We start from the raw sequence: 17,261 nt of genomic DNA, 5'->3' as shown, positions 1-17,261 counted from the left end.
TTAGTGTGCAAAACTCTATGAATGAAGCCACATACGAAGATTTTTTAAAGTTAGAAATTCGAGTCGGAAAAATTATTCAAGCTGAAGTTTTTACCGAAGCTCGTAAACCGGCTTATAAACTTTGGATTGATTTTGGAGAATTGGGTATCAAAAAGTCAAGTGCTGGATTGACAAAGCTTTATCAACCACAAGATTTAATCAATCAACAAATTATCGCTGTTACCAACTTTCCGCCCAAACAAGTTGCTAATTTTATCTCGGAAGTGCTAGTCTTAGGCGTTGTTATAGATGAAGGAAAAGTTGCTTTAGTTCAACCGGATCAAGATGTTCCTCTCGGAAAACGCATCTTTTAATCACTGCTAAATTCACCTGTTGGGATAACCCAAACTGGGGAAGACGATATCGACTTTTTTCAGCTATCTTGATAGGATATATAAACTGCTATCGAAAACTGACATAACACGGTACAAACCGTATCAAAGTTTCGTTCCTGTCTTGCAAAGTTCCTTCTCGACGGAAACCGCCGAGATCGGACTTTGCGCTGCTTCATCTCGGACTGTCGGCAGTACCCGATCCACAGGCTCAAACCGAATAGCCAACGGCCACGATGTTCGCGCATTGAGGCTGGCGTTGAAATCACGATCTTTGACTTCGCCGCAAACTTTGCAGTTGAAAACCCTTTCTTTTAGAGGCATTTCTTGAATATGCCCACAATTTGAACAAGTTTTAGACGACGGATAAAATCTATAGCGCAAAAACTACGATTGAACCGTACCAATCAGCCTTGTACTCAACTTGGCGGCGAATTTCATAAAAAGCCGAATCGGCAATAGCACCCGCTAACTTATGGTTCTTTAGCATCCCAGAAACATTCAAGTCTTCTAACCCAATGACCGCGTGATTTTTGCAGAGCCAAGAGGTCAATTTATGAATTGTATTTTTTCGGATGTCAGCCACTCTTTCATGTACTTTTGTCAGTTTCAGTCTAGCCTTATTCCTGTTATTTGAACCTTTTTGCTTTCTAGAGAGTTCGCGTTGAAGTCGCGCCAATTTTTGAGTTGCCTTCTTGTACGCTCTGGGATTAGCAAAAACAGTGCCGTCTGAGCAAGTCGCCAAAACCTTTATCCCAACATCAACACCCAGGTATTCTCTTGACTTCTCCGTGCGTTCGGGTTCAAATTCATAGGCGACGGATAAGTACCAATTCTCGGCAGTACGACTGATTGTAATTCGCTTTGTGTTGATTTCAGGTAACGGCTCATAGGTACTAACCCATCCAATGAAGGGGATCTTTAACCGAGTCCCTGAAAACTGCATAACCTTACCGCAGTTATCAAGAGTAAAGCTATCATTTCTGCCTTTCTTCTTGAACTTTGGATATTTAGCCAAACCTTTGAAAAACCGACTAAATGCTTCTCCCAAGTGCATGAAGGCAAACTGATAAACCCTTGAGGACAAGGTTTTCATCCAGGGATAGTAAGGCTTAACATGATTGGTGTAGAACTTTTTGAGCTTATTAACAGAGGGCTTCAATCCTGCATCATAAGCTTGACGCCAAAGGTTCAACGCCCAATTCCAAACCCATCTAGAATAGCCTGCGTGTTGAGCCGACAGGTTCACTCGAATTAAATTCGAGTGCTTGCCTGTCGGTGCCTTCCGCACCATTAAAGTTTTCTGTTTATTATTCAGTTTTAATTTTGTTTTAAAAGCTCGTTGCATAGATGTATGATGTGATCTGACAGATAGTACCGTGTTGTACTATAAATCGTCAACTAAGTTACTGCTCTCACTCAAATGAATTATGAATTATCAATCTTCCCCTGCTCCTAGCCCCTGTCTCCTGTAACCTGTTCCCTCCCAGGTGACTGTCAAAAGATCCACTCAGAAGCCCGTTCTCCCAAGTCTAGAGGAATACTGACTGCTTTACCCAGGCGAGGTTTTTCTCGGGTATTTTGAATGTAGTCTTTCACCAATTCTACACTTCCCCATCCATTGAGATATTGAGCGATCGCATTCAAATGAGCGATGTAGTCCGCTTCACTTAACGGAAAAGACAGTTGTTCGAGATACTTCCACATGATCTGTAAGAAAACTTTGCCTCGGGTTCGCCGCAACTGTACATCATAGGATACGCCCCACTTGTCCAACACTAGCTGATGTAGTTCTTTTCCCGTCATGACGCACTCCTGAATGAACCCCTCTATGTTACATTCTGTAATAATAAAAGACCAAGTTAAAAAAATGTAATAATGCTCTAATGATGGGAAAAAACCGTACAGAATCATTCTCTAAGGTCTTGACCCATAGCAGACTTGGTGCAATAGTTCAAGCGAATCTGCAATACATTTTTTGTTTGTTGGCTCCAAAGTTCTCGAAAACTAACATAAGACAGAATCAACTGCGTCAACTATGACTCAAATTTCTGAAACGCCGGAAGTCCCCGATATGGGGCGTCGTCAATTTATGAACCTTTTAACGTTCGGGTCAGCCACAGGCGTAGCTCTGGGTGTGCTTTACCCCTTCGTTAAATATTTTGTTCCTGCATCAAGCGGTGGTGCCGGTGGTGGTGTGACTGCTAAAGATGCACTGGGAAATGACATCATTGCGAGTGAGTTTTTAGCTAACCATAACCCAGGCGATCGCACTTTAGCCCAAGGCTTAAAAGGTGATCCGACCTACTTGGTGGTCGAAAATGACAGCACTTTATCAGACTATGGCATTAACGCCGTTTGCACCCACTTAGGTTGTGTTGTCCCTTGGAACGGTAGCGAAGACAAATTCATCTGTCCTTGTCACGGTTCACAGTATAATGCCCAAGGTAAAGTTGTTCGCGGACCTGCTCCTTTGTCTCTGGCGTTGGCTCATGCCAATGTTGAAGATGATAAAGTCAGCTTTACTCCCTGGACAGAAACCGATTTCCGTACCGGTGAAAATCCTTGGTGGGCTTAATAAACTGATAGCAATTGAAACGGTGATCCGGGCAGAGGGTGATGACGAACCCCAAAGGGTGAACTGTTTGTTATAGGGGTGTCTGTTCCCTCTTGCCTATTCCCTGCCATACATAAAATTTGGGATTGGGGAGATTTAACGATAAGATTCCTGATCTCAAGTAAAATCCTTTGACTTTGAGCGAGTTAAGAACATTACTAATGTCAAAATCTGACCAAACTGCAATGCTGCATCGTAGCATTCGGGCAACTTGGAAGATGGCGCTGGTTGCGATCGCAACGGTGACTTTCTTCCTCACCAGTGATATTGCCCTTCCTCAAGCGGCTGCTGCCTATCCTTTCTGGGCGCAGCAAACTGCTCCGGCGACTCCCCGTGAAGCGACTGGACGAATTGTTTGTGCCAACTGTCATCTCGGTGCTAAACCGACTGAAGTTGAATTACCTCAGTCTGTTTTACCGGATACTGTGTTTAAAGCGGTTGTTAAAGTTCCCTATGACAGCAGCGCACAGCAAGTTTTAGGGGATGGTAGCAAAGGCGGCTTGAACGTTGGGGCTGTCTTGATGCTTCCCGAAGGCTTTAAAATTGCTCCGTCTGAACGAGTTCCTGAAGAATTAAAGGAAGAAGTGGGCGATCTCTACTTCCAACCTTATAGCGAAGATCAAGATAATATTGTCTTGGTTGGGCCGTTACCGGGTGAACAATACCAGGAAATTGTCTTCCCGGTTCTCTCTCCTGATCCGAAAACAGATGCTTCTGTAACTTACGGTAAATATGCTGTTCATGTCGGTGGAAACCGAGGTCGCGGTCAGGTTTATCCGGCTGGAAACCAAAGTAACAACGCGGTTTACAAAGCTTCTGCGGCGGGTACTATTTCTCAAATTACCGAAGAAGAAGGCGTTGGCTACCAAGTCAGTATTGAAACGGCTGAGGGTAAAACAGTTGTTGATACTGTTCCTCCTGGCCCTGAACTGATTGTTTCCGAAGGTCAAGAGATCACCGCCAGTCAGCCCCTTAACCGCGATCCGAATGTGGGTGGTTTTGGTCAAGCGGATACTGAAATTGTCTTGCAAAGTGCAGGTCGGATTCAGTGGTTGTTGGCTTTCTTTGCTTTGGTGATGTTGACTCAAATTATGCTGGTTCTCAAGAAGAAACAGGTTGAAAAGGTTCAAGCTGCTGAAATGAACTTCTAGAATTAGTTAAGGTTCAATCGAATCTTGATGCTGAGGAGTTGGAGGTTAGTCGTGAGGGAGACTTCAAGATTAATTTCTGACTCCTCAAATTTTTGGGTTTTGTCAAACCTGTTGACTGAGAAATGCACAAATACTCGATTTTGTCAATATGCTGATTTTGGGGTTTTGCTGAGTAGCTGAAAATTGGTGCGTCGCTGTTGAAAAAATTCAGTCAGGATATCCTAATATTTAACCACAGAATAAGGGTTGTAGGCTTTATTTTGACGTGTAGACAGAGTAACCCCTTGGGAGGTGTTTTTTATAGTCTACCAGAACCCCTATAATTTCGTCAACTTTTTAAGAAATTTTCTCAATTAAAAATCCGATTTTACCCACAAAATTTTATTTTTTAAAACCATTTCTAGTTATTGATTATAAAAACTTATCTTACAGTCCAGCTTGAGTCTGAGTGGGAAGCGATCAGTTAATTTGTGAGAGTAATCAAGATAGATCTCAAATGAACTTCTAGAATTAGTTAAGGTTCAATCGAATCTTGATGCTGAGGAGTTGGAGGTTAGTCGTGAGGGAGACTTCAAGATTAATTTCTGACTCCTCAAATTTTTGGGTTTTGTCAAACCTGTTGACTGAGAAATGCACAAATACTCGATTTTGTCAATATGCCGATTTTGGGGTTTTGCTGAGTAGCTGAAAATTGGTGCGTCGCTGTTGAAAAAATTCAGTCAGGATATCCTAATATTTAACCACAGAATAAGGGTTGTAGGCTTTATTTTGACGTGTAGACAGAGTAACCCCTTGGGAGGTGTTTTTTATAGTCTACCAGAACCCCTATAATTTCGTCAACTTTTTAAGAAATTTTCTCAATTAAAAATCCGATTTTACCCACAAAATTTTATTTTTTAAAACCATTTCTAGTTATTGATTATAAAAACTTATCTTACAGTCCAACTTGAGTCTGAGTGGGAAGCGATAACCAGATTTCATATTACTACAAAGACACAAAAACACGAAGAAAAGATTAGAGACAATGGCTAAAGAGATTTCAAAACTCAACAATAACAGGAGTATGATCGCTAGGTTTTTCTAATTTTCTGGGCGTTTTATCAATGATACAACTTTTGGCTTTTTCATACAGAGACGAAGTTAAATAATGATGATCGATGCGCCATCCTTTATTGCGGGGAAAAGAGGCAGCGCGATAGTCCCACCAACTAAATTGTTCGCTTTCTGAGTTAAACTTGCGGAAGGCGTCGGCTAACCCTAATTCTAGAATCTCTTTTAAGGCTTGACGTTCAGCATCAGATGCCATGATATGATTTTCTCGACCTTTGGGATTATGAATATCTCGATCTTCTAAGGCGATGTTAAAGTCTCCACAAACACAAATATTTGGGTTTTTTTCTAGGGTTTTTTGTAGATATTCTTTTAAGAGTTTTAACCAACTGAGTTTATAGAGATACTTTTCACTTCCGACACTGGCACCGTTAGGAACATACAAATTTATAACTCTAATTCCATCAATTGTTCCAGCGATGACTCGTTTTTGTTCGTCAAAAGTTTGAACGGTATTTTGAGCTAAAATTGCGGTAAAACCCAGACTAACATCTTCCAAAGGTTGACGACTAAAAATTGCGACACCATTATAAGCTTTTTGTCCAGAAACATACAAATGATACCCTAAATCTTCAAAAGGCGATCGCGGAAAATCTGGATCAATAACTTTGGTTTCTTGTAAACACAAAAGATCAACAGGGTTAGCCTGCAACCAAGCTAACACCTGTTCTTTGCGGGTACGAATTGAGTTAACATTCCAAGTCGCAATCTTCATCGAGTTCGTTTAAGCGGGGAGTCATTTCAACTATTGTCACAGAAAACGGTTCATTGTGTCAAAAATCTAATTTTCTTCTCACCAAAACGCTCTACTCAGTTTGAACTCAGAGTGTTAAATCGGACAAGACAATCCTTCAGACCGTTGGCTAAATCGAGCATTTTCTCGATAGTCAACTGGACAATCAATCACAGTCGGAACATCTTGCGCCAGTGCTTCTTTTAAGATCGGAACTAAGTCTGTTGCTGAGTTTACCCGATAGCCTTTTAATCCCATACTTTCGGCAAATTTGACAAAATCAGGATTCCCAAATTTAATGAAGGAAGAATCACCATAATGGTCTTCTTGCTTCCATTCAATTAACCCATAACCGCCATCATTAAAAACAATTGTCACAAAAGGAGTTCCCACCCGTAAAGCTGTTTCTAACTCTTGGCAGTTCATCATAAACCCACCATCACCTGTCGCGGCGACCACCTTTAAATGAGGATTAACTAATTTCGCTGCCATTGCACCGGGAATAGCAATTCCCATCGCTGCAAACCCATTAGAAATGATACAAGTATTGGGGCGATCGCAATGAAAATGACGAGCAATCCACATTTTATGAGCGCCAACATCCGAGATGACAATATCCTCTGGCCCTAACACCTGACGCAAATCATAAATCAGTTTTTGGGGTTTAATTGGAAAGCCATCATCATCGGCATATTGTTCATAATCGCGACGAATATATGAGCGTAATTTTAGCCCATAAGGTTCGGGTTTTCCGGTGCGATCTGAACGGCGTAAAATTTCATTGAGCGAGTCTGAAATATCTCCGACAATTTCCGCCATGGGAATGTAACTACTATCGACTTCAGATGGAGTAGCACTAATGTGAATAATGGGAATTGTGCCTTCTGGATTCCACTTTTTCGGAGAATATTCAATCAAATCGTAACCGATCGCAATCACCAAATCAGACTTTTCAAAAGCACAACTAATATAATCGCGCTTTTGTAATCCGGTCGTCCACAATGAGAGTGGATGAGTGTAGGGAATCGCACCTTTCCCCATAAAAGTATTAACAACTGGAATATTGAGTTGGGTGGCAAACTCAGTCAGAGCGTCACTGGCATTGGCTCGCAACGCTCCATTTCCAACTAAAATAATCGGATTTTTAGCCTTAGACAGAGCAACGGCTGCCTCATTCATACTGTGATAAGCAGAATAGACTTTTTCACGCTTATCTCGTTGGAGGGGTTGTCCGATTGCTTCCATTCCCGCAATATTTTCGGGGAGGTCAATATGAACAGCACCAGGTTTTTCCGCTTGGGCAAGTTTAAAGGCTTTCCGAACAATTTCCGGGGTGTTACTCGGTCGAACAATTTGAGAATTCCACTTCGTTACAGGCGAAAACATTGCCACCAAATCTAAGTATTGATGGGATTCAATGTGCATTCGATCAGTTCCCACCTGTCCGGTAATCGCCACCAGAGGCGCACCATCGAGGTTTGCATCCGCCACACCTGTCATGAGGTTAGTTGCTCCTGGCCCCAGGGTGGATAAACAAACTCCAGCTTTTCCGGTCAGGCGTCCATAGACATCTGCCATAAAAGCGGCCCCTTGTTCGTGGCGGGTGGTAATAAACTGAATAGAGGAGCTTTTTAAGGATTCGAGAACAGCCATGTTCTCTTCTCCGGGTAGTCCGAAGACATACTGTACTCCTTCATTTTCGAGGCATTTGACCAGAAGTTCTGCTGTGTTCATGTCAGGTCTAAAAATTGGAAATTAGGAAATTCGATGAAATTGATTGCCCATCGGAATGAAAATGGATTCAAAGCTGAGAATGAATCGGTTGACTTCATGACTAATCGCAATCAGGATCAACTTAGACTCAATGGCTCAGTTTTGCCTGAATTATTTTAGCTTTGAATCCTAAATTCCGAATTTGTGTTACTTAATCCAAACGGTTTTAATGTTGACAAATTCGTGCATACCCTGAATACTTAACTCTCGTCCGTAGCCTGAGCGTTTGATTCCGCCAAAGGGTAAACGAGGATCGGACTTGACTAAACCGTTAATAAAAACAGCACCCGCATCTAGTTCGGAGATTAAGCGATCGCGCTCCGCTTCATCTGTCGTCCATGCGCTTGCACCTAAACCAAAGACTGTGCTGTTTGCCAGTTTTATCGCTTCATCCAGGCTGGAGACACGGAACATCAACGCTACAGGGCCAAAAAATTCTTCGGTGTAGGGAGGAGTTCCGGGTGGGATATCGCTTAAGATGGTGGGCGGATAAAAGTTGCCGGGTTGTGCCAGGGGTTGACCGCCAATCAGCACTTTTGCACCTTGTTCAACAGAGGCTTTCACCTGTTTGTCGATGTCTTGTAAAATGTCAGGTGTCGCTAACGGCCCGATATCGGTATCGGTTGCCATCGGATCACCAATTTTTAAGGCTTGGAATTTTTCGACCAAACGCTGTTCAAATTGATCGGCGATCGCGGAGGCTAAGATAAACCGTTTGGCGGCAATGCAGGACTGACCGTTGTTTAACAACCGAGCGGTAACTGCCGTTTCGACTGCCGCTTCTAAGTCTGCACTTTCGAGAACGACAAACGGATCACTACCCCCCAATTCTAGTACAGTTTTTTTAATGTGTTTTCCGGCTAGGGAGGCGAAACTCATGCCTGCGGGTTCACTTCCGGTGAGGGTTCCTGCTTTGACGCGATCATCACTGATCACTTGCGCGACTTGAGCTGATCCGATCAACAGGGTTTGAAAAACGCCTTCGGGAAAACCGGCTTGAGTAAAGATGTCTGCGATCGCTAATGCACATTGGGGGACATTGGAAGCGTGTTTTAGCAAGCCGACGTTTCCCGCCATTAGTGCGGGGGCTGCAAATCTAAAAACTTGCCAAAATGGAAAATTCCACGGCATCACCGCTAAAATAATCCCTAATGGTTCATAGCGAACGTAGCTTTGACTGGCATCGCTTTCGGCCGGAACGTTGGCCAGAAATTGAGCCGCGTTTTCCGCGTAGTAGCGACACACAACAGCACATTTTTTCGCTTCGGCGATCGCTGATTTGAGGGTTTTCCCCATTTCCAGCGTCATCAATTTAGCGAATTTCTCGGCATCTTGTTCGAGAATGTTGGCTGCATTCTGCATCCAGTTGGCTTTTTGTTCGTAGGGCAGACGCCGATACTGTTCAAAGGCTTTCTGGGCGAGGCTGAGACTGTTTTCGATTTCAGAGTCCGTTAACGGTTCAAATGCTTTGAGCAATTCCCCGGTTGCCGGATTTATTGTAGCAATCCCCATAATAAATTTTAGTTTTTTTTAAGATAAAAGTTCGGGTCGTTTTCTAAACCTGTTCCCTCCTTCTTTATCCTAACTCTGAACTACCCATAACTATTATTTAACCTCTCTAGGGCTGATTCGTCTACATAAATTGATACATTTTTTTAGATCTTTTTATACTTCTTTGTAAAATGTTTAAATTTTTGGGACAATGATGCGAGTTTATACTGAATCTTTTTTCCCCGCGAGAGAAATATCTAGATGTCGCGTCATCTGTGACAGCGAGGCGGTAATGTTTCCCGCAGTCAGTCTCAGGTTGAAATCACCCAGAATTATGATTTTAAAGATTGAAACCTGATTTTTGGGTGAATCAGACTGATGAATTAACTTAATTATTTGATAGACTAACTACATTCGTAAAATCTCTTGACTTCGCTTTATATTTCAACAAAAGTTGTTTTAAAATTCAGTGTTTTTGCTATTGTTCTTTGCTTCTTTTTAGTGTAGCTTCAAGAAAGAAGAACTAAAAAATTGAGAATGCTTTAGGAAAAAATAGCATAGCCATGAATGATCAATTGATCACCGGAACCTCTTTTTATCAGTTTGAACCTTTAATTGCTCGTTTACGGGGAATTATTCGAGATTATCCTGAAGGCGTTGGGATTATTAAAGAACTGATTCAAAATGCAGATGATGCCAGAGCCACCCAAGTTGAAATTACCCTTGACTGGCGGACTCATTCTGCTTCCAACCTCCCCGACGAACGGATGGTTAAACTGTTAGGGCCTGCTATGCTCGTTTATAATAATAGCACATTTACCGAGCGAGATTTTAACAGTATTCGCAGTTTGGGACAGAGCGAAAAAGCACAAGATTTACAAAAAACAGGAAGGTTTGGGGTTGGGTTCAACGCCGTTTATCATGTTACCGACTATCCAAGTTTTATCTCTCGAAATCGCCTGATCTTTTTTGACCCTCATGGAAATGCTATTCCGGGAACTTCCAAACAGGAACCGGGGCGAGAATGGCACTTTTTCGCTGCGGGATGGTGGGAAAATTATCCCGATTTTCTAAAAGTTTACGAAGCGGGAGGACTCGCAAAAAATAGCGAAGATTTTCAAGGAACGTTATTTCGTTTACCGCTAAGAACCGAAGAACAGGCGAAAGAAAGTGAAATTCGCAAGCAAGCGTTTACGGAGTCAAATGTTAAAGAACTTTTGGAGGAGTTAGTCGCGTGCGGCGAAGAATTATTATTGTTTCTGAAGTCAGTTCAGTCAATTCATGTTTATGAAATTCCGGCGGATAGTGATGGAACTCGTGAGGAAATTTTAAGAATCACAACTAAAAATGATCAAGAAGTTCAAGAAGCACGTCAAACTATTCTTAATGCAATTCCCGATGATTTTAATCTCCTCATTGAACACTGTCGCCATCAAGAATCTTTAGCCGCTATTTCCTATCGCCACGAAATCGAGACAGTTAGCTTAAAAAATACGATAACATCAATTTGGCGAGTTGCTCAAGTAATTAGAATTGATGAGGGTGAAGAACTCGCAAACGTCATCACAGCCCTGTATGAAAGTCGGGAGAAAGTGTTACCTTGGGCGGGGGCTGCGGCTCGTATTTCTACCTCTTGTCAGGGAGAAAAAGCACAACCCATTCGGGGGCGAGTTTATTGTTTTTTACCGCTTCCTTTAGAGACGGAGTTTCCGATACATATTAACGGATTTTTTAACTTAAATAGTTCCCGAGATAACCTCAGCAGTGACCTCGGACAAACCGGAAAAGACCGTCCGCGAGCGATTTGGAATCAGTTATTAGTTCGTCATGTTGTTTCTCATGCTTGTGCGAATTTAATTGCAGATTTGGTTGAAGATTTAGGACAGTATAATCCTCAAGAATATTATCAACTTTGGCCGATTAAAAAAATTACAACCAGCAAAGCTTTAGAACATCTGAATCAGTTTATCATTCAGCTTCTTTATTGTAAACCCGTCGTTCGTTCTGCGGTTGAACATACAGAACTTGAAATCCAAGACAATATTAAGGTGATTTCAAGCACTCGCTGGGTTTCTCCAAATACAATTAAAACGTTAACGGGAGATTGGTATAAACAGTTATTGGAACCGCTACGAGTTGAGAAAATTGATATTACCGAACCCCAATTACCCCAAGCGATTCTCACAGCATTTGAAGCTTTAAATTCCCAAATAAAACCGTTTACTCCCGCAGAATTGCGACAGCATTTGATAGAAAAAGCTGGGTTTACTGTTGAGTTAAAAAATGCTCCCAAACCTTGTTTAAAACGGTTAGATTGGATTTATCATTTACTCCGATATTGTGTGAGTGATAATCATAGAGATTTACGGGGTTTACCGTTGGCGGTTTTGGCGAATAACAGCTTAGAAGTTTTCGGATATAATTCAACGGGAACAGTTTATGTTGACAACGCTCGAATTAAAGTTGATAATACTTATATCAATTTAGTTCGAGAAATTTTTGCAAGTTATCCCGAATGGTTCCTTCATCCGAAGTTATCAACAATAGTCTCAGCAATACACGAAGGAGTTTCGGAAATGACTCCTTTAGAAGTTGCGAGTAAATTAACTCTAATTTTAGACAGTCAAGATGCTGATGGTTTAGCTTGGAATTCTGATAATACTGAACTTCCTAACGAAGGATGGCTAACGAAAGTTTATCAGTATTTTACAAACTACCTCCCTTCGAGGGATGCTGATAAGCTTCAAGAAAAACTGAACACAATTCCCCTCGTTCCCGCAACAGATGGAAAACTTTATCGGGGGGGTTCGGTGACAACACCGCTAATTTATGATAATTCAATTTCGGGAAATATCAGTCAGCAAACCTTAGAATCCTTACAATATTTTGGCGTAAAAATCGTTAACGCACCGCCAAAGCTGGAAAAAGCCATTATAGATTTTGCAAAAAAACAGTATAATCAACTGATTTGGTTTGTAACAGGTTCCGATGTTGTCGATACTATTCACCTTTATTATAAACCGGGACTTTCTCCCTACCATCCCGAACATTGTGAAGTATTGCTGGACTTTTTAGCCGATAAAAAATGGCTGACGGGTGACAACAAATATAATGATGAACGATTGGAAAAGTTGCGTCAACTTCCCCTTTACCTCACCGTCGCTGATGAGGTTGTCAACTTAACCGACGAACCCGTTTATCTTCCCAAAAATGGCTATCAACCCCCAGAAATTGGCGGCGAACTTAAACTTTTGAAGTTGGGAACCGTTCAAACAAAATGGCTGACATTCTTCCAACTTTTGAAAGTTCCCGTTTTGGATAAAATTACCTTTATTCAAGACTGTTTGCTGCGAGAATATCCCTACCTTTCCGACGAAGAACAGTTGATTGCTTTGGCTTGGGTTCGAGATAATCTAAATAGCCTTAAATTGGAGTTTCAAGAAAATTCTAATGACTTTTATCAACTCCAAGATAAAATCAAAAAAGCGCGTTTAGTTCGGTGTAACGATGGACGATTGCGATCGCCTAGTTTAATCTACCATCCAGATCGGGAAATTGTCAAAACAATTTTAGGAAATCAAGCGGTATTTCCTGATGTTGAGTTTTATGGGGAAAAACTTGAAAATTGGCTGAAGTTTTTCTCTCAACTGGGAATGCAAAATAATCCCAATGCTGAGGATATATTCGCCTGTATTGAACAGCTTATCCAAACCGCCAGCCGTTTGGGAGGAGATGCAGTTCGAGATGCTGTACTAGAAATATTCTCATACATTGCGAACAATGGCAATATTCTCGATTTTCGAGTCAATAATGGAAGTAAAACTCTAGCGGAAGCCTTGCGAGAAAAAGCCTGGTTAGCGGTTGAACGAAATCCAGAATTTATACAAAATTATCCGGCTGCAATTTCTCCAGAAAATAGACTGTACAAAGCCGATGAAGTGGGTTGGGTTGATGAGGCTTGTTTGGTGGCGAGTCAGAAGCCTATTTTTCCTGTTTCAAAGATACAGACTCAAAATTTTCTGCAAAAACTGGGATTTATTCCTCTTTCATCCGCAGAAGTTCTCAACCATTTTGAAGCGGTTATTCAAACTTGGGAAAATCTCGACAAACCCCCAGCCGAACAAACCGAAATTGTTCTCAAGTCTGTGCGTTCAATTTATCAGCATCTCTACGATAATTTTGTTGATAACCGCCAAACAACAGAGGAAGAACGCCAGAAAATTCGAGAACGATTTGAATGGTGTTGTTGTTTGTGGGATGAGTCAACTAACACCTTCTGGAAACCCGTTCATGTGTTTACTGAAACTGTTTCATTTTTTGGTAAACGTCGGATTACAATCTCATTTTCTCATCAAATTGGAGAAGTTTATCAACTTTTAGGTCAACGTCAATCTCCAACGGTAGAAGATGATCTCAATTTGATTGAAGAAATTGTAGAAGAATACAAGAATCAACCTCTATATTTAGAAGATTTAAACTGTGTTATTCAGGTATTAAAGCGATTAGAGTTACAACTTGATTTGGAGGAAAAATCCGTTAATAATATTTTGTTGTTAACTGCGGCGAATACATTGTGTGAAGCCACAGAAATTTTAATTCCGGATGCACCTTGGCGAAAAGACTATATTGAACCTAAACGAATTCTTCATCCTCAAGTTTCCCCAAAATTAGCGAAACGAAGCGGTAGTCTTTCATTACTGCGAGATGTGAGTGAACAACCTGTTAATGTTCATCTAACGAACGATATCCAAAGTTTACAATGGTGTGAACAATGGAAATTTACCATCAATTATACCCAATTTTTAGAAGGATTAAAACGATTATTTATTCACGAACAGGATATAGAATTTATCTGCGATAGCAACTTTTTAACCCGAGTTCAAGTTCAACCCGCAAGTCAAATTAGCGTTAACTTATTTTTACCCAATGAATTACAAATTGCCGAAGCGGTACCGGGAACAGATTATTTTGATTCCCAACAAAATACCTTTTACATTCTCGGTCATCCGAATCGCCAGATTATGCTATCTTATTTAACAGAAAGCTTGAATCATCATTTCGGCGAGTTTGGCTTGGAAAACTTACTTCCCCTGGCAAATTTAATTGATACCGAACCGACTCAAATACACCCGCTTTTGGATGAATTGAGAATTTGCAGTTTATCGACTTCTGAATTCTCAGAAGCAGCCAATTTAGAAATAACCTCCCCAAAAGAATTAGCCAAAACCTTGTATAAAAATCTGGGTTATGATAATATTACTCTAAGGAATAATACCGTTTTTGATTGGTCTTGTCAGAGTGACCATTTACCCGAAATTCAAGTCATTGTTAAAACCATTGATTCAAGTACATCAACAATGTCTCTGCAAGAAAAAGAATGGTTATTCCTCAAACAAACCCCCACGGCTGAACTTCTGATTATTTGTTTTTCCGCAGACAACCCGAATATTGCTGCTGAGATGATTCAAATTCGTGACGTTTGGCAAACTCTACAAAAAGCAGAATTGAATCATGGAGTTGAACTTGCAGGTGATTCTAATGACCTGATTTTAAACTGGAATTTAATTGCCAACAGCAGTTATCCCACAGTTAAAAAGCTCAAATAAACCCCGAAGACACAGAGACACTAAGAAATAAACATCTTGGTGACTTTGTGCCTTTGTGGTGAGTTTATCCGTCCCAATAACCGTTTTTAGAACTTAATAGTAAGCCGCGTAATATTTGCGTTCTTGCTTATCTCCATTGGCAACCATTCCTAACACGGGAACACCTGCCATTTGCAATTCTCGCAACGCTAAATCAACCGCCGCCCGGTCTGTCTTCCCAACACCAACCACCATCATTAACCCGTTTGTATGAGGTGCCAACAAGTTTGCATCCGCCAACCCTAACAGCGGCGCCGTGTCGTAAATCACTAAATCAAAAATCTCTGCTAAGTGACCCATCAACGCCTGCATCGATGCCGAAGATAACAACCGGGTGGGGTCTGCTATCGGTTGACCCGCAGTTAAGACAAACAAATTCTCATCGCTGAGAGTTTGCTGAACAACATCTTGAATTTCTAGGTTTTGAATTAAGACATCACTCAACCCTTTTTCGTTGGAGAGTTGCAACATCCGATGCACTTTGGGTTGACGCAAATCTGCATCAACTAACAACACCCGTTGTCCCATCGCTGCGGCGCCCATTGCCAGGTTCATCGCCACGGTTGACTTGCCATCGGCGGGAGTCGCGGAACTAATCACACAAGAACGAACAGGACTTTCTGGGTTTAAGCAGCGAATATTCGCACTCAGAGAACGAAACGCCTCTTGAAACGGGGTACAACTGGGTTCATAGGTTCGAGTCGTCGAAACCGCTACCCGAGGCATTGTCGCGGCGGGAAGCATCAACGCTTCATTACTCGCCGGAATTACACCCAACAAGGGAAAGGGTACTCGGTCTGTGACTTCGTTGGTGTTGTGGAAAACATTATCTAAACGTTCCACTAACTGTGCGGCGGCAACCCCCAAAACGATACCCGCCAGTCCACCCAGCGCCAAATTTAATGGCACAATGGGATAAACGCTAATCAGTTCTCCCTGTTGGTTGCGAGGAATAGAAGGTTCAGCAATCAATTCCCAAGCCGGAGGCGGCGGCGGGGCAACTTTTAACTGAAGTTCTTGACGTCTGAGCGATAAATCATTTAAACGGCTGGTTGCGACTTGTAATTCTTGTTCTAAATCAGAATAACGTCGCATGACCGCTGGAAAACCTTGAGCGGATTCATTTAATTGTTGAGCAGCTTTATCCAAAACTTGGGTGCGAATTTCCAACATTGAAATTTGGTTTGCCGTAGTCACCAATTGTTGAGTTAAACCCATGCGAATCGAGTCTTGAAAAGACAAAATTTGGGGGTCAATACTCGACAAATCTTGTCCGAGAACTCGTTCAGCTTCTTCACTTAATAACGGTAAAATTCTCTGACGTTGGTCGAGTAAGGCTTGAATTTGAGGTGCTTTACTGGTAAAACGAGCCGATTCTATGGCGATATTCGTTTCTAGTTCTAGCAGTTTTTGTAACAATGCTTGATAGCGAGGAGATTGAGACAACGCTGAGGCTAACATCGCCTGTTCAGGTTGTAGTCCTAGCTGTTGTTGCATGATTAAATAACTGGCTTTTTGCTGCTCAAGTTGCGCTCTCGTTTCCAGTTTTTCGACTTCGAGTTGGCTGATTTGTTCGGTGAGTTGTTTGGTTTTAATCTCAGGAGTAATAAAGGTGTACTGGTTTTGCAAGTTGAGCAGTTCTTTTTTAACTGCTTCTACCCGAGATTGTAAGGGATTGAGTTGATTGTTAATCAGCTTCAATTGCTCTTGGTTCGGGTCAAACCGTTCTTCTTTTTGACTAGAATCAAGATAGCTTTTCGCAATATTTTCAAGAATAAACTGCACTTTCTGGGGTTCAGTATCCCGATAACTAACTTCTAAAATACGAGTGTCAGGAATGGGAGTGATTGACAATTTATCAGATTCTAATACGGTTTGACCTGTTTTCTGATTAAATAATGCACTATAGTTAATTTCGGGATATCGGGTTTTAATTTGTTCAATAATTCCCGACATTAATTTTGGACTTTGTAGCAGCTTGACTTGAGACGCATAACTAAGTTCGGGTTCTGATTCTTCAAATAAAGCTTCCCCAGTTTCGCTGTCAGAATTTGAGGGAATAAACAGTTGAAATGAACCTCGATACTCTGGGGTTTGATGGTTAGTCCAGAGGTAAGTTCCAGAAGTCGTCGCCGCCGTAATTCCTAAGATTAAAATTGCTCGTCGCCAAATTCCTTTCCAGAATTGATTTTTGGGTTGAGCATGAGATTGAGAATAAAACTCAGGTTGATAACCAAACGAACCTTGTTCTAAAGGGTAAGCTGCGGCAAAATTTTGAGCTTTGTTCTGAGGATGAAAGACAGAGACTTGACTATTTTTTCCGGTGTTCATTGTAATTTGAGAGGTGGTTGACTAAACGTTTTAATCGAA

9 protein-coding genes and 1 pseudogene are annotated in these 17,261 nt (G+C 41.5%); 4 read left to right on the top strand and 6 right to left on the bottom strand.

All coding sequences use genetic code 11. The features are described from left to right. The first annotated feature begins 17 nt into the window (after positions 1–17). Positions 18–353, top strand: a complete 336-nt coding sequence (locus L8106_RS22890) for a tRNA-binding protein (RefSeq protein WP_009786850.1) — start codon at positions 18–20, stop codon at positions 351–353. Positions 354–546: 193 nt separating this feature from the next. On the opposite strand, the pseudogene L8106_RS22885 reads toward L8106_RS22890, so the two are convergent. Next, a pseudogene (locus tag L8106_RS22885) lies at positions 547–1,719 on the bottom strand (RNA-guided endonuclease InsQ/TnpB family protein). A 149-nt stretch (positions 1,720–1,868) separates the two neighbouring features. Further along, the gene (locus L8106_RS22880; protein ID WP_009786847.1) at positions 1,869–2,177 is read right to left on the bottom strand and encodes a DUF3067 family protein; all 309 of its coding nucleotides are present in this window, start codon (positions 2,175–2,177) and stop codon (positions 1,869–1,871) included. Positions 2,178–2,409: 232 nt separating this feature from the next. On the opposite strand from L8106_RS22880, the gene petC reads away from it, so the two are divergent. Both petC and petA read left to right on the top strand, forming a co-directional pair. Further along, a complete protein-coding gene (gene petC / locus L8106_RS22875) occupies positions 2,410–2,949 on the top strand; it encodes a cytochrome b6-f complex iron-sulfur subunit (protein WP_009786846.1) in 540 nt (179 codons plus the stop codon). 200 nt (positions 2,950–3,149) lie between these two features. Next, positions 3,150–4,139 carry a cytochrome f gene (gene petA, locus L8106_RS22870; RefSeq protein ID WP_009786845.1) on the top strand — a complete coding sequence of 330 codons (990 nt, stop codon included), beginning with the start codon at positions 3,150–3,152 and terminating at the stop codon, positions 4,137–4,139. Between the two features lie 1,039 nt (positions 4,140–5,178). Here the strand turns inward: petA and xth are convergent. The 3 genes from xth to L8106_RS22855 form a co-directional block, all read right to left on the bottom strand. Continuing rightward, positions 5,179–5,964 (bottom strand): exodeoxyribonuclease III, encoded by a 786-nt coding sequence (xth, locus tag L8106_RS22865; RefSeq protein ID WP_009786844.1) that lies wholly within the window; start codon positions 5,962–5,964, stop codon positions 5,179–5,181. A 114-nt stretch (positions 5,965–6,078) separates the two neighbouring features. Then, positions 6,079–7,716 (bottom strand): acetolactate synthase large subunit, encoded by a 1,638-nt coding sequence (locus L8106_RS22860; RefSeq protein ID WP_039897005.1) that lies wholly within the window; start codon positions 7,714–7,716, stop codon positions 6,079–6,081. Between the two features lie 186 nt (positions 7,717–7,902). Next, entirely contained in the window at positions 7,903–9,267 is a 1,365-nt protein-coding gene (locus L8106_RS22855) for an NAD-dependent succinate-semialdehyde dehydrogenase (RefSeq protein WP_009786841.1), read from the bottom strand. A 542-nt stretch (positions 9,268–9,809) separates the two neighbouring features. Between L8106_RS22855 and L8106_RS22850 the strand changes: the two genes are divergently transcribed. Continuing rightward, positions 9,810–14,852 (top strand): sacsin N-terminal ATP-binding-like domain-containing protein, encoded by a 5,043-nt coding sequence (locus L8106_RS22850; RefSeq protein ID WP_009786840.1) that lies wholly within the window; start codon positions 9,810–9,812, stop codon positions 14,850–14,852. A gap of 93 nt (positions 14,853–14,945) precedes the next feature. Here L8106_RS22850 and L8106_RS22840 read toward each other — a convergent pair whose 3' ends face one another. Continuing rightward, positions 14,946–17,222: a polysaccharide biosynthesis tyrosine autokinase gene (locus tag L8106_RS22840; protein ID WP_009786839.1), complete on the bottom strand. Its 2,277-nt coding sequence runs from the start codon at positions 17,220–17,222 to the stop codon at positions 14,946–14,948. Between the last annotated feature and the right edge of the window lie 39 nt (positions 17,223–17,261).

Origin of the sequence: Lyngbya sp. PCC 8106 (assembly GCF_000169095.1) — a bacterium.
Taxonomy (GTDB): Bacteria; Cyanobacteriota; Cyanobacteriia; order Cyanobacteriales; family Microcoleaceae; genus Capilliphycus.
Note: the sequence above shows the minus strand (reverse complement) of the source record. Positions and strands in the feature narration are given on the sequence as shown.